This window comes from Rhizobium sp. RSm-3 (assembly GCF_001854685.1).
GTDB lineage: Bacteria > Pseudomonadota > Alphaproteobacteria > Rhizobiales > Rhizobiaceae > Rhizobium > Rhizobium ecuadorense.
This window is the reverse complement of sequence record NZ_MAWZ01000046.1, coordinates 135,810-148,262: the sequence shown is the minus strand read 5'-3', so window position 1 is coordinate 148,262 and position 12,453 is coordinate 135,810. Positions and strand designations below refer to the sequence as shown.

Annotated in this window: 14 protein-coding genes and 1 pseudogene; 1 reads left to right on the top strand and 14 read right to left on the bottom strand. The window is 60.6% G+C overall.

The window, feature by feature from the left end; translation table 11 throughout:
* Window positions 1-116 precede the first annotated feature (116 nt).
* From ggt to BBJ66_RS26020, 7 genes are all read right to left on the bottom strand, one after another.
* Window positions 117-1,853, bottom strand: coding sequence for a gamma-glutamyltransferase (gene ggt / locus BBJ66_RS26050; protein WP_071090863.1), 1,737 nt, complete (start codon window positions 1,851-1,853; stop codon window positions 117-119).
* Between the two features lie 103 nt (window positions 1,854-1,956).
* On the bottom strand, window positions 1,957-3,012 hold the full coding sequence (locus tag BBJ66_RS26045) for an alpha/beta hydrolase (protein ID WP_071090860.1): 1,056 nt from the start codon (window positions 3,010-3,012) through the stop codon (window positions 1,957-1,959).
* Between the two features lie 116 nt (window positions 3,013-3,128).
* The gene (locus BBJ66_RS26040) at window positions 3,129-3,743 is read right to left on the bottom strand and encodes a hypothetical protein (protein WP_071090857.1); all 615 of its coding nucleotides are present in this window, start codon (window positions 3,741-3,743) and stop codon (window positions 3,129-3,131) included.
* Between the two features lie 110 nt (window positions 3,744-3,853).
* A complete protein-coding gene (gene ykgO, locus BBJ66_RS26035; RefSeq protein WP_003582204.1) occupies window positions 3,854-3,979 on the bottom strand; it encodes a type B 50S ribosomal protein L36 in 126 nt (41 codons plus the stop codon).
* 163 nt (window positions 3,980-4,142) lie between these two features.
* On the bottom strand, window positions 4,143-5,219 hold the full coding sequence (locus BBJ66_RS26030) for a 5-(carboxyamino)imidazole ribonucleotide synthase (protein ID WP_071090854.1): 1,077 nt from the start codon (window positions 5,217-5,219) through the stop codon (window positions 4,143-4,145).
* Window positions 5,216-5,713 carry a 5-(carboxyamino)imidazole ribonucleotide mutase gene (gene purE / locus BBJ66_RS26025; protein WP_049734668.1) on the bottom strand — a complete coding sequence of 166 codons (498 nt, stop codon included), beginning with the start codon at window positions 5,711-5,713 and terminating at the stop codon, window positions 5,216-5,218. The genes BBJ66_RS26030 and purE overlap by 4 nt, the downstream gene beginning before the upstream one ends.
* An 11-nt stretch (window positions 5,714-5,724) precedes the next feature.
* Complete coding sequence (locus tag BBJ66_RS26020; protein ID WP_003566445.1) at window positions 5,725-5,928, bottom strand: YdcH family protein; 204 nt, start codon at window positions 5,926-5,928, stop codon at window positions 5,725-5,727.
* Between the two features lie 228 nt (window positions 5,929-6,156).
* On the opposite strand from BBJ66_RS26020, the gene BBJ66_RS26015 reads away from it, so the two are divergent.
* Window positions 6,157-6,330 (top strand): YdcH family protein, encoded by a 174-nt coding sequence (locus tag BBJ66_RS26015; RefSeq protein WP_003566443.1) that lies wholly within the window; start codon window positions 6,157-6,159, stop codon window positions 6,328-6,330.
* 203 nt (window positions 6,331-6,533) lie between these two features.
* Here BBJ66_RS26015 and BBJ66_RS26010 read toward each other — a convergent pair whose 3' ends face one another.
* From BBJ66_RS26010 to BBJ66_RS25980, 7 genes and pseudogenes are all read right to left on the bottom strand, one after another.
* Window positions 6,534-6,977, bottom strand: a complete 444-nt coding sequence (locus BBJ66_RS26010) for an Lrp/AsnC family transcriptional regulator (RefSeq protein ID WP_049734667.1) — start codon at window positions 6,975-6,977, stop codon at window positions 6,534-6,536.
* Complete coding sequence (locus BBJ66_RS26005) at window positions 6,974-7,768, bottom strand: phosphotransferase (protein WP_071090852.1); 795 nt, start codon at window positions 7,766-7,768, stop codon at window positions 6,974-6,976. Before BBJ66_RS26005 ends, BBJ66_RS26010 begins: the two co-directional genes overlap by 4 nt.
* Window positions 7,769-7,780: 12 nt before the next feature.
* Window positions 7,781-8,799, bottom strand: a pseudogene (locus BBJ66_RS26000) (lyase family protein).
* Between the two features lie 25 nt (window positions 8,800-8,824).
* Window positions 8,825-10,096 (bottom strand): trans-sulfuration enzyme family protein, encoded by a 1,272-nt coding sequence (locus BBJ66_RS25995; RefSeq protein WP_071090849.1) that lies wholly within the window; start codon window positions 10,094-10,096, stop codon window positions 8,825-8,827.
* Between the two features lie 30 nt (window positions 10,097-10,126).
* The gene (locus tag BBJ66_RS25990) at window positions 10,127-10,816 is read right to left on the bottom strand and encodes an ABC transporter permease (protein ID WP_049734663.1); all 690 of its coding nucleotides are present in this window, start codon (window positions 10,814-10,816) and stop codon (window positions 10,127-10,129) included.
* A gap of 11 nt (window positions 10,817-10,827) precedes the next feature.
* On the bottom strand, window positions 10,828-11,550 hold the full coding sequence (locus tag BBJ66_RS25985; protein WP_071090846.1) for an ABC transporter permease: 723 nt from the start codon (window positions 11,548-11,550) through the stop codon (window positions 10,828-10,830).
* 117 nt (window positions 11,551-11,667) lie between these two features.
* Window positions 11,668-12,438: a transporter substrate-binding domain-containing protein gene (locus BBJ66_RS25980; RefSeq protein ID WP_049734661.1), complete on the bottom strand. Its 771-nt coding sequence runs from the start codon at window positions 12,436-12,438 to the stop codon at window positions 11,668-11,670.
* Window positions 12,439-12,453 lie beyond the last annotated feature (15 nt).

Below are 12,453 nucleotides of genomic sequence, written 5' to 3'. Positions count from 1 at the left end.
ATCGTCCTGCTTGCGGGTTCGCTCATGCTTAGGGTGCGGCAAGCCGATTGTGAACGGCGACTTTGTCACCGTGACATGAATGGAGGCTGCGATTGCCGCCCACGCTCCGCCGGCCGTCAGTAGCCGCTTGCCGAGCCTTCCGCTGCGCGGCTGTCCATGGCGCCATTATACCGGGCACCGCCGCCCTTTTCGATGGCGGCGAGACTTTTGCCGCCGACGAGGATGCCGGCGGCTTGGCCCCAGAGCGGCGCGTCATTGCCGCCATCGAAGCTGTAGCCCATGGCGGCGAGGGTCTTTTCCGTATCGGGCGAAATTGCATAGGGTTCGAGATAGATCTTGTCGGGTTGCCATTGATGATGGATCCGCGGCGCGTTCACCGCCTGGCTGATATCCATGCCGAAATCGACGACGTTGAGGATCGCTTCCAGCGTGATGGTGATGATGCGCGAGCCGCCGGGGCTGCCGATCACCATGAAGGGCTTGCCGTCCTTGGTGACGATCGTCGGGCTCATCGAGGAGAGCGGCGTCTTCTTCGGTGCGATGGCATTGGCTTCGCCCTGCACGAGGCCATAGAGGTTCGGCACGCCGGGTTTGGAGGTGAAGTCGTCCATCTCGTTATTGAGCAGCACGCCGGTGCCAGGGGCCACGACGGCAGCGCCGAAGGAGCCGTTCAGCGTATAGGTGACGGCAACGGCATTGCCCTCGTCGTCGATGATCGAATAATGCGTCGTCTCGGTGCTTTCCTTGCCGCCGAGCGGCTTCAGGTTCGCCGAAATGCCGGCCTTGTAGGGATCGATCTTGGCGACGATCTCCTTGGCATAGGCCTTGTCGGTGAGCTTTGCGACCGGGTTCTCGACGAAATCGGGATCGCCGAGCGCAGTATTGCGGTCGACATAGGCGTAGCGCATGGCCTCGACCATCACATGCACGGTGTCGGCTGACCCGTAACCCAGGTAGGAAAGCGGATAGGCTTCGAGAACGTTGAGGATCTCGCAGATGATGACGCCGCCGGAGGAGGGCGGGGGCGAGGAGATGATGTCGTAGCCGCGATAATTGCACTCGACCGGCTTCAACTCGCGCACGGCGTATTGCTCGAAATCTTGCTTGGCGAGGATGCCGCCCTTGGCCTGGCTTGCCTTGACGATCTCCTCGGCGGGCGCAGCCTTGTAGAAGGCATCAGGACCTTTTTCCGATATGGCTGCCAGGACCGCGGCAAGATCGGGCTGCTGAAGCTTTTCGCCCGATGCATAAGGTTTGCCATCGGGTTTCAGAAAGATCTTCGCCGCCGCCTCGTCTTTGGCAAGGCGCTTGGCACTGCCGGCGAAGCTTGCGGCATCGCCCTGTTCCAGCGTGTAGCCTTCCCTGGCGAAGCGGAGCGCCGGCGCGATCAGATCCTGGCGCGGCTTTGTCCCATATTTCTCGCGTGCGGTTTCGAAGCCCATAACCGAGCCGGGTACGCCGACGGCGAGATAACCGTCCAGACTGGCGCGCGGCACGATATCGCCCTTGGCATCGAGATACATGGTTTTCGTCGCGGCAAGCGGGGCGCGTTCGCGGAAATCGAGAAAGGTCTTGGTGCCGTCCTTCAGGCGAATGGTCATGAAGCCGCCGCCGCCGAGATTGCCGGCCGAGGGATAGACGACCGCCAGCGCATAACCCACGGCAACGGCTGCATCGACAGCATTGCCGCCGCTCTTCAGCACCTCGACGCCGACATCGGTCGCCAGATGCTGGGCGGTGACGACCATGCCGTGCTCTGCCTCGACAGGCGCGGGCGAGGCCGCAAAGGCCGACGTCAGGCTCAGCGACAGTGCCGCTATGACGGAGATTGTCCCGATATGCAGGCGGCCCATGATTTCCCCTCCTATGGACAATGATGGAAAGCATATGGGGCTGCGGCAGCCTCAGGCAATGCAAGGGATTGGTTTTATGTGACGAGTTCCAAAGCCGGAGGAGTCATGCGCCGTGCAGGGCGCCTGACCCCAACGACGCCGCCGTCGCCACCGTCCGATCGGGGGAGGCGGCGGCGAGTCTCTCCTCGGCCCGGCGGGCGATTGCTTGCAGGTCCCGCGGCTTGCCGGCGATCTTCTCGATGGCGGCGATGGCGACATCGGTTGCGAGATAATCCGGCTTGTGGCCGACGCCGCGAACGGTGATGAGCTCAGAGCCTGTTATATCGCGGGCCAGGCCGCGTGAATGCAGGTGCTCCCAGACGATCGCGTCGCTGTCGCCCGTTATGATGACAGTCGGCGCAGTGATCTGCGCATAGAGCGGCGACTGTTGTTTCACATAGGCAAGCAGTTTTTTGAAATCGGCCGCGTTGTTGTGGAACGCGTCGGGTCGCAGCACCAGCGACGGACCGGTCTTTTTAATGTAATCGGCCGGGCGCGGATTGGGGCGGAAGACGTTCAGCGTGCCGCGCTCCAGCCGGCTCAGCCCAAGCGGCACGACGATCGCGTGGTTGAAGAGCCAGCCGAGGACCGGTACGGTTGCCACGTGGTAATACCAGTCGATGCCGCCCGGCCAGGGGTGGGTGGCGGGTGCCAGGAAGAGCAGGCCCGCCGTCTTATCGGGATGGCGCAGGCCGAAGGCGGCGGTGACCGCGCCGCCGAAGGAATGGCCGACGATAACCGCCTTTTCGATGCCGCGTTTTTCCATCAGCTTGGCGATTGCATCCGCCTGACCGGAGGGCACAGCGTTATCGGGACCGCCGCGTTCGGAATAACCGTGACCGGGACGATCGACGAAGAGCATTTCCGCCCGGCCTTCGAGTGCGGCGCGAAAGGCGACGACCTGGTCGAGAAGATTGCCGCTGGCGCCGTGAATGAAGACGAGCGCCGGCAGATCGGCGTTTTCGGGACGCTCGATATGGACGGCATTCATGCGATAACCGCCGACATCCGTCATTTCGCCGATATTCGGATAGGTCTGTTCGAATTGCCGCGCCTTGTAGGAGGAGTAACCGATGGCGGCGGCGAGCGGGGCGAGAAGAGCGGAAACTTCTGCAAGCATGATTTTAACGGGCGATAGTTGCGGCTGTTTTGCCGAGAGCGGACGCGCTGCGTCTTTTCCCGTCTACGGTTCTAAATTGCGCGGCTTGGCCGGAGATCAAGATCACGCCTCGAGGATCACGTGCGATTGCCGGCAAGTTTTTCCGCAAGCGTGTTGGCCTGTTCCTGCGCGGTGCGTTCAGCGGGATAGATATCAAGAAAACGCTCCCAGGCCTTCAAGGTCAGCTGGTCGTTGCCGGAATTGCTGAGGATCGCCGCCAGGCCGGAGAGCGCGCCGAAATGGCGCGGCTCGAGATCGAGCACACGTTCGATGTCGGACATCGACTTGCGATAATTGCCCATGACGAAATTCAGCGTCGCGCGGCGGTTCCAGCTTTCGGCATAATCGGGTTTCAGCGCGATCGCCTCGTCAAGGAAATCGAGGGCGGCGGGATTGCGCTTTTCCTCGATCGCCTTGTCGGCCCATTGCATCAGCAGATTGATGGTGGCGCTGCCGGAATCGTTCCATTCCATGCGGATCTCATTGGCGATACCGCTGGCTTTGTCGGGTTCGCGCTCGCGTTTCAGCTGACTGAAGAGCTGGTCGAGGTGCTGTTTCGGCGAAGAATTGACATCCGCCTGCTCGACGATAACGTCCTTTTCCGCCGCAATGGCCGGAAAGGTGGACGTGAGGAGGGTGAGGGCGAGCGGCAGCGCCGCTGACGTCAAAGCAAAAAAGCGCATGGCGGACATATTAGCCCGCCAACGCCGAAGATCAAACAAATTTGACGTGATCACCGCAGTGACCCACCGGATATCCGCCGGAGCAAGCTCACGCGGGCAAGCGATCCGGACGCACGAAATCAGCCCTGACGAGCCTTGTAGCGCGGGTTCAGCTTGTTGATGATGTAGATGCGGCCCTTGCGGCGAACCAGACGGTTGTCACGGTGACGAGCCTTGAGCGACTTGAGCGAATTCTTGATCTTCATTTTTCTGATCCGCGATCTCTATGGGGAATTCACATTCGCCCGTATCTTTTAACAATCAAAAGCGCGCCGTCGGGCGCGCTGTTTAGGTGGGGAGCAGATACCGCGTCACCTTTTCCGTGTCAACCGCATGACGGTGTTTTTCCCAAGGCGCAAAGGTGTTTTCTCAGGCCGAAACCGGCGATTTCGGCGTCAAGGTGGTGACATGGCCCATCTTGCGGCCGGGGCGCCATTCGGTCTTGCCATAGAGATGAACCAGCGTATCGGGGCGCTGCAGCCAGTCGGGAACGGCCAGGATATCGTCGCCGATCAGGTTCTGCAGGACACAGTCGGAATGGCGTCCGGCGTCTCCCAAAGGCAGGCCGGCGACGGCACGGATATGCTGTTCGAACTGGCTGACGACGCAGGCGGCCTCGGTCCAGTGGCCGGAATTGTGGACGCGCGGCGCCATCTCGTTGGCAATCAGGCTGCCATCGGCAAGCACGAAGAATTCGATGCCGATAACGCCGACATAATTCAATGCTGCGAGGATCGTTTCGGCCGACCGGCGCGCGGCGTCCGCCGTCGCCGGCGAGATCGTAGCCGGAACCGTCGAGGTGTGGAGGATGCCGCTGCGATGGACATTTTCGGCGGGATCGAAGCAGACGACCGTGCCATCGGTGGCGCGGGCGGCGATGATTGAGACCTCGCGCTCGAAGGCGACGAAACTTTCGAGGATCAGCGGCACGGCGCCGAGCGCGGCATAGGCGCCATCAGCGCTGTCGGCCACCGAGCGGAAAACCTTCTGGCCCTTGCCGTCATAGCCGAGACGGCGGGTCTTCAGCACGCCCTGGCCGCCGAAATCGTCAAGCGCCATTTCGAGATCGGCCTGGCTGTCGATCGCGTGGAAGCGGGCGGTTGTTATGCCGCAGCCATTGAGAAAACGCTTTTCGACGAGGCGGTCCTGGGCGGCTTCCAGCGCCTTCGGTGGCGGATAGACGGATAGGCTTGCCGAGAGCGTCTCAGCGGCTGCGACCGGCACGTTCTCGAATTCATAGGTGACGACATCGCAGAGATCCGCTAGTTCGGCCAATGCCGCCGGATCGTCATAGGCGGCGGTAATCTGCCGGTTGGCGAGCTGGGCGGCCGGGCAGTCCGCCTGCGGCTCGAGAATGACCGTGCGAAAATTCAGCCTGGCGGCAGCGATAGCCAGCATGCGGCCGAGCTGGCCGCCGCCGATAATACCGATCGTTCCTACAGTCATTGGTCGTCCATCGGGTATTCGGCGATGGCGGCACTCTGACGTTCGCGCCATTCATCGAGCCGGTCGGCGATCTCTTCGTCGGAAAGGGCAAGCACGGCGGCGGCGAGCAGTGCGGCGTTGACCGCGCCGGCCTTGCCGATGGCGAGCGTCCCGACAGGAATGCCGGCCGGCATCTGCACGATCGACAGAAGACTGTCCTGGCCGGACATGGTTTTCGACTGGACCGGCACGCCGAAGACCGGCAGCGGCGTCATCGATGCCGTCATGCCCGGCAGGTGGGCGGCGCCGCCGGCGCCGGCGATGATGACCTTGAAGCCCTCGGCGCGCGCGCCCTTGGCGAAATTCGCCATGCGGTCGGGCGTGCGGTGCGCCGAAATGATGCGCGCGTCATAAGGGATTTCCAGCGCCTCCAGCGTGTCGGCGGCGTTCTTCATGGTCTCCCAGTCGGACTGGCTGCCCATGATGATGGCGACGGAGGGTCTGTCTGTCGTCATTGTTATCCCCCTCAGGCGATGATGTCAGGGATGATCTGATCTTCCAGCTTCGAAAGCCTGTCCTTGATGACGAGCTTCTTCTTCTTCATGCGCTGGATCCGCAGAGCATCGCATCCGATCTGGATCATGGCGTTGATCGCGGCGTCGAAATCCTCGTGCTCCTGGCGCAGCCGCGCCACGGTGAGCCTGATTTCCGCCTGTTCCTGATCGGCCATATGCATTCCCCGTTATCGTCCTCGGACCTTGTCCGACCTGCCGATGATTTCCGCAAGCTCCTATCACCAAATACAGGTAACGGCTAGTTAGTCTTGATCATGAAATTGCCATCCGGTCTTCATCTTTTGGCCTTCGACAAGCCTTCAAAAATATGTCACAGTCCGCCGCGTTGACACCTTGATCCCCGACGATGTTGGCCGGGGAGGGTAAGAGGAAGGAAGGGTCAAATGACAGTTCAAGCTCATCTTGAATCACTCCAGAAAAAGCATGTCGCTCTCGAGGAGGAGCTGCACGCGCTCAGAACAGCTCCCTCCATCTCCGATACGGAAATTGCCGAATGCAAGCGCCGCAAGCTGCGCATCAAGGACGAGATTATGCGTCTCAAGTCATCCGTCCACTGATCTTCCCAAGGGTCGCCGGTCGATCATCTTGCGAAAGAAAAGGTAAATCCATCCATTCCGCCTAAAATCAGCAAGAACCGGTGATTTTACACCAGAATTGCGCCAGCCCGATGCCAGCGGCATTGCGGCTGGCGCTTTTGCGAGCGCCACGGCACAACGCATATATCAAAGTGCTTATGCCGTTGATCTGCCTGCCATTTCGGTCAACGCTTGATCATCGAAGACAGGGCAAATGCCGTCAGCGTGTCGCGCACCCCTTGCAGCGCCGAAACCTCCTGCCAGATTTCGCGGATACGGTCTGCCGCGCTTGCTTCAACCCGCACGACCAGGTCGAATTCACCGCTCATAACGTCGCAGGAAATGACCTCCGGTATCCCTTTGAGCGTCTGGATGACGTCGCCGCCGCGCATGCGGTCGTGGCGATACACGAAGATCATCGCTGTGATGGCTGCGGCCCGCGTTTTTCCCTCACCCACGACAATCGTATAGCCCTGAATCAGGCCGTCGCGTTCCAATCGCTCGATGCGTTGGCGAACGGCGTTGCGCGACAGGTGGACCTTTTCGGCCAGTTCCGCGTGGGGAATCCGGCCATTGCGGGTTAGCTCGGTTAGAATGCGTTCGTCGGATCGGTCGAGGATACGCTTCATGGCCGTATTTCCTCAATGCAGTCCTTGGCGGAGAGGAAGACCCGCTGTGTGGCGGATTCGAGATCGGTTAGCCTGCCATCCTGCGCAAACACGGTGGCGGCCGCTGCCATGACGAAAGCCGGCACGGCCCGCCACTCCGCTTCGCTGAGGAACCTGATGTCTTCGTAGCCAGCGAGCAATGCGCTGACCAGCGTCCTCTCAAGAGTGCCGCTTGCGGTCACAGCCCAATGCAATATAACGGCAGCGAGTTCGGCGATCAGAACATCATCATGGCGCAAGCGGAAATTGATGACGCCGCTCACCATCTCGTCGACGAAGAAGACGTTGTCGCGATTGAGTGCGCCGTGCACGGGACCTTTCGGCAGCCCAAGTGACGCTCGTTTCGCCGGCCGCCCCAGCGCCTGGTGGATTCGCGCGACACAGGTCCCAAGCGCACGGCATTTGGCGGGAGTGACTTCGCTCAGTCGAGAGCCTGGCATAAAACCGACAACCGCGACAAGCTTGTCCGACACGGTAATCGTCGCCGCACCGGCATCAGTGCGGAAGGTTGCCGGACAGGGAATGCCGGCGCCAGAGAGCGTTTCCATCGTGCGGAAGGCAAGTTCGAGGTCGAAGGGGTCGGCCCCGTTTTCGAATAGGGTGACGATGAACTCACCCCGCCCGGAGCGGAAAAGGTAAGTCGTTTCGGCGTCGCCATCGGCAATGCCGATAACCGATGTAAGATTGCCCAGGCGATAGGTCGTCGCGATCCGGCCGCAATCTGCCTCCGACAGATCCGTGAAAACAGCCATTTTTGCTTTCCTTCAGTGTTGTACCGACTCGTAGGCCCCGATGTTTTTGATGCCGAAGATCGTCTCGATCTGAGCTGCAGGCAAACCGCTGTCGCGCTCGACCGCCTCTCGCAACGGAATTCCTTCGGCAAGCGCAGTACGGGCAAGCGCGGCCGCCCGGGCGTATCCAACGAAGGGATTGAGGGCTGCGGCAAGAATGAGAGCGCCATCATGAAGCGCGCGGCAGCGCTGGGAATCTGCCTCGATCCCGTCGATACACCGAGTGCGAAGCGCATCCATTCCCCTCACCAACAGCCGCATGGATTGCAGGATGTTGAGCACGATAATCGGTTCCATGGCATTCAGCTGGAGTTGCCCCGCGCTGGCAGCGAGTGTGACCGTCAAGTCGTTGCCAATGACCTGGAAGCTGATCTGGTTCACCAATTCGGGGATCACCGGGTTGACCTTGCCCGGCATGATTGACGAGCCCGCCTGCATGGCCGGAAGACGGATCTCGCCAAAGCCGGCGCGCGGACCACTCGACAGCAGGCGGAGGTCATTGCAGATCTTCGAGAGTTTCACCGCCATACAGTCAGCCGGATTGCAGTGGGATAGACGTCGTTGGTCGATTGGCAAAGGTTTACGTGATCATTTGGATTGACCGCGTCGTAGCTGCCAGCCTGCCGGCCGATCTCCTGAAGCGCCAGATTGGCGATGACTTCGTTGACGTTCATGTTGGTCGAGGTGCCCGCGCCGCCTTGCATCATATCGATCGGAAAGTGTGGCGCCAGGATTTCACCGGCGATCAGCCTGTCGCAGGCCCGATCAATCGCGCCCGCGATCGCGGAGTCGAGCAACCGCAGCTCCAGATTGGTGGCGGCCGCAGCTTTCTTGACCATCGCGAAAGATTGGAGAAACCCGGGAAAATCCTGCAGTTTGATGCCGGAAATGTCGAAATTATCCATTGCCCGAAGCGTATGAATGCCGATCAGAGCATTGGCCGGCAACTCCCGACTACCCAAAAGATCTGTCTCGATGCGCGTTGTCGCCATGGTCCCGCTCCTCCTTTCTCTCCGCTCAGTCTGAAATAGCCTGATCAAGATCGACGATCAGATCGTCGGTCGCTTCCAGCCCGACCGACAGGCGGAACACGCCATCGCCGGCAAACCGGCGGTAATCCTCAAGCTGCTTGCCGGTCAGCTGATAGGTGGATTTCATCATCTCCTGTGTGTCGAGCAACACGACGATCGAGCGCTGATGACCGAGCGAGAAGGTATAGTGGGCAACCTTGAGGCGCTCGGCGAGTTGTCGCGCCATCTGGCCGGGATTCTTCACCCGGAAGGTCACGATCCCCCCGAACACATCCATCTGGTGCTTCGCCAGATCATGCTGAGGATGGGAAGCAAGTCCGGGATAAGTCACGGCCTCCACAGCGGAATGGCCCTGAAGGAAGGCCGCGATCTTCGCGGCCGACTCCGAGATCATGCGGATGCGGGGAAACAGCGTATCGATGCCGCGCATGATCAGCCAAGCGTTCATGGCCGGCATCGACGCACCGAGATAGACGCCGGCGCGCGACCGGATTTTCTCCACCAATTCCTTACGTCCGCAGACGACCCCGCCCAATGCGTCGCCATGGCCGTTAATGAACTTCGTGAGCGAATGGATGACGAGATCCACGCCTAGCAAGAGCGGCTGCGTGGCCACAGGGGTGGCAAGCGTCGAATCGACCGACATCAAGGCCCCGTGTTTTCGCGCAAGCTCGGCAATGGCCGCAAGGTCGGTCAGACGCAGGATCGGATTGCACGGACTTTCGCAATGGACGAGCCGCGTGTTGGACCGGAAGGCGGCCGCCACGTCTTCAGGGCGCGACATGTTGACCGGCGTAACCTCAATGCCGTAGTCCGGCAATATACGCCGGGCGAGCTCGTTGGCGCCGGCATAGCAAACATCGCTCAGGATCAGATGGTCACCCTTCTTGAGAAAGGTGAAGAACGTGGCTCCGATCGCCGCGACGCCCGTCGCCGTGGCCATGGCGTCGTCGGCTCCTTCGAGCGCCGCGAGTCGCTGTTCCAATTGGCGCACGGTCGGGTTGGTCCAACGCGCATAGAGAAAGGGCAGCGCCGTCAGGTCGTCGACGCCATCGGCGGAAAATGGGCCGCCACCAGGTATGAACACATTGTTGACCGACATGGAAATGTTCGGGGCGATCGCTTTCGTCGCCGGGTCGATAACGAGCCCGCCGTTCAGAGCCAGGGTTTCTCGACTGGGCCCCGCGTTTGCGGCAGGCACTACCCTGCGCTGGTCGATGCCGCACGCGGGCAGATCTGACGGTCTTGTTACGGTCATGCATTCTCCGATAAATTTCAAACGAGAGCGTCAGCGCCTCGCCGGCACCTGGCTTTCGACAATGCGAAAGGCGCGCGTGATGACGATGGTGAGGCAGAGATAGAAGATGGTGACGACGATCAGAGGCTCGTAGACGAGCAGCGTGTCCTGCCTGATCTTGTAGGCGACGGCATAGAGATCCATCACTGTGACGGTGAAGGCGAGCGGCGTTGCCTTCAGTTGCAGCACCACCTCGCCGGTGATCGTCGGCAGGGCGATGCGGATCGCCCGCGGCAACCATATGCGTCGCAGAAGCGTCAGGTGGGTCATGCCAAAGGCGCGACCGGCTTCCAGTTCGCCTTTCGGCACCGCAAGCAGCGCACCGCGCAATACCTCGGCCTCGTAGGCTGCGTAGTTGAGCGTGAAGCTGACGGCAGCGAAGAAGAAGCCCTCGCGCACGATCGGCCAAACGAAACTTGAGCGCAGACCCGGGATCATCGGCAGCAAGGATCCGACACCGTAGTAGAGCAACCACAATTGAATGAGCAAGGGTGTGCCGCGCAAACAGGTGCAGTAACTTTTGGCGCACCATCGCAGCCAGTAGGGTCCGCCGATCTGCGCGAGCGCAAGACCAATCGCCAGGACGAACCCGAGAGCGACCGAGATGACAAGCAGCAATACGGTCTGTGTCGCGCCCGCAACCAGAAGCGGCCAATAGTTGGAAACCCATGAGAAATCCACTGTCTATCCCCTCAGGCTGATTTCGGCTGTCCACGCCGGAAACGGGTTTCAAGACCTCCGAAGACGATATTGGAGATGAGGGTGATCACCAGGTAGAGCACGGCTGCGGCCAGGAAAAACAGGAAGTAATGCTTGGTGTTGCCGGCGGCGAGCCGCGTGGCCAAGGCCAACTCCTGGTATCCGACGACGGCAATCAGCGCGCTGTCCTTGGTTACCGACATCCACAAATTGGCCATGCCGGGCAGGGCGTTCGGCATCAGCGCCGGCAGCACGATACGCCGGAAGCGCAACCAGGGCCGCATGCCGAAGGCGCTAGCGGCCTCTATCTGGCCAATGGGAATGGCAAGGATCGCGCCGCGCAACACCTCAATCATGTAGGCGCCCTGGACGATGCCCAGCACGACGACCGCGGCAAGGAAGCCGTTGATCTCGATCGATGGAAGGCCGAGCGTGGACAACACCCTGTTGATGCCGTCCGTCCCGGCGTAATAGAGGCCGATGATCAGGATCAGCTCGGGAATGGCGCGCACTGCCGTCGTGTAAAAATCCAGCAAGGTGACGACGGCGCGGCTTCCCTTGAGTTTACCTGTTGCACCCGCCAGCCCGATCAGTATGCCGAACACGTACGCACCGAGCGAAATCAGGATGGTTGAGGCCGCGCCCGAAAGCAGCACCCCACCCCACCCCGGCGGATATGGGGAAAGCAGTTCCACAATGGATGAGCTTGTCGCCATGAAAACAGCTCCTCGGCGTTCGAGCGAGGTCCCTGCGGCTCGAACGCTTTTTCTCTCTGAGAAGGTATTGGGTTGATAGACGCAGTGAGGCGCCTTAGCCGCTCCAAAGCACTCCGTTCATTCGCCGTAGGGATCGAAGTCGAAATATTTTTTGGAGATTTCAGCGTATTTTCCGCTGGCCCGAACGGCGGCGATGGCGGTGTTCAGCCTTGCCAGAAGCTCAGTGTCCTCCTGACGCAGGCCGCCGCCGATACCTTGTCCCAAAACCTGCGGGTCATCCTTGACGTTGCCCTTGTCCTCGCAACAGCCCTTGCCAAAATCGGTCTGGAGAAAGCTCATCAGCGGGATGGAATCACCGAAGACGTAATCGATGCGGCCGACGGCCAGGTCCTGAAACGCCTCGTCAAGCGTGGCATAGGTCTTTTCCGAGGAAACGCTCGCATAGTATTTCTTGTAGTAATCCGCCTGGATCGTGGAAACCTGGATGCCGATCGTCTTGCCGGCGAGATCTTCGGCCGCGGTGCCGGTCTTGCCGTCCTGCGCGCCGATCAGCTTGCTCGGCGTGTTGTAGTACTTGTTGGTGAAAGCGACCGTCTTCTTGCGCTCGTCGGTGATCGACATGGAAGACCAGATAACGTCGAACTTCTTCGATTGGAGGCCGGGAATTAGGCCATCCCACGACATGTCGACGACCGAGCAGGTTTCCTTCATTTCGGAGCAGACGGCATTCATCAGGTCGATTTCCCAGCCGACCCAATTCCCGCTCGCGTCCTTCGTAAAGAACGGTGGGTAGGCTTCGTTCATGATGCCAAAGCGCACCTCAGCGTCCGCACCGGCGGCTGAGGCGAGAAGAGTGGCTCCGGCAATGAGGCAGATTGCAGTTTTCATGTCAGTTCCCTTTCT

Bases quoted from the DNA above. Each gene is read 5' to 3' on its own strand.
- ggt (WP_071090863.1), bottom strand. From the start codon at position 1,853: ATGGGCCGCCTGCATATCGGGACAATCTCCGTCATAGCGGCACTGTCG.
- BBJ66_RS26045 (WP_071090860.1), bottom strand. From the start codon at position 3,012: ATGCTTGCAGAAGTTTCCGCTCTTCTCGCCCCGCTCGCCGCCGCCATC.
- BBJ66_RS26040 (WP_071090857.1), bottom strand. From the start codon at position 3,743: ATGTCCGCCATGCGCTTTTTTGCTTTGACGTCAGCGGCGCTGCCGCTC.
- ykgO (WP_003582204.1), bottom strand. From the start codon at position 3,979: ATGAAGATCAAGAATTCGCTCAAGTCGCTCAAGGCTCGTCACCGTGAC.
- BBJ66_RS26030 (WP_071090854.1), bottom strand. From the start codon at position 5,219: ATGACTGTAGGAACGATCGGTATTATCGGCGGCGGCCAGCTCGGCCGC.
- purE (WP_049734668.1), bottom strand. From the start codon at position 5,713: ATGACGACAGACAGACCCTCCGTCGCCATCATCATGGGCAGCCAGTCC.
- BBJ66_RS26020 (WP_003566445.1), bottom strand. From the start codon at position 5,928: ATGGCCGATCAGGAACAGGCGGAAATCAGGCTCACCGTGGCGCGGCTG.
- BBJ66_RS26015 (WP_003566443.1), top strand. From the start codon at position 6,157: ATGACAGTTCAAGCTCATCTTGAATCACTCCAGAAAAAGCATGTCGCT.
- BBJ66_RS26010 (WP_049734667.1), bottom strand. From the start codon at position 6,977: ATGAAGCGTATCCTCGACCGATCCGACGAACGCATTCTAACCGAGCTA.
- BBJ66_RS26005 (WP_071090852.1), bottom strand. From the start codon at position 7,768: ATGGCTGTTTTCACGGATCTGTCGGAGGCAGATTGCGGCCGGATCGCG.
- BBJ66_RS25995 (WP_071090849.1), bottom strand. From the start codon at position 10,096: ATGACCGTAACAAGACCGTCAGATCTGCCCGCGTGCGGCATCGACCAG.
- BBJ66_RS25985 (WP_071090846.1), bottom strand. From the start codon at position 11,550: ATGGCGACAAGCTCATCCATTGTGGAACTGCTTTCCCCATATCCGCCG.
- BBJ66_RS25980 (WP_049734661.1), bottom strand. From the start codon at position 12,438: ATGAAAACTGCAATCTGCCTCATTGCCGGAGCCACTCTTCTCGCCTCA.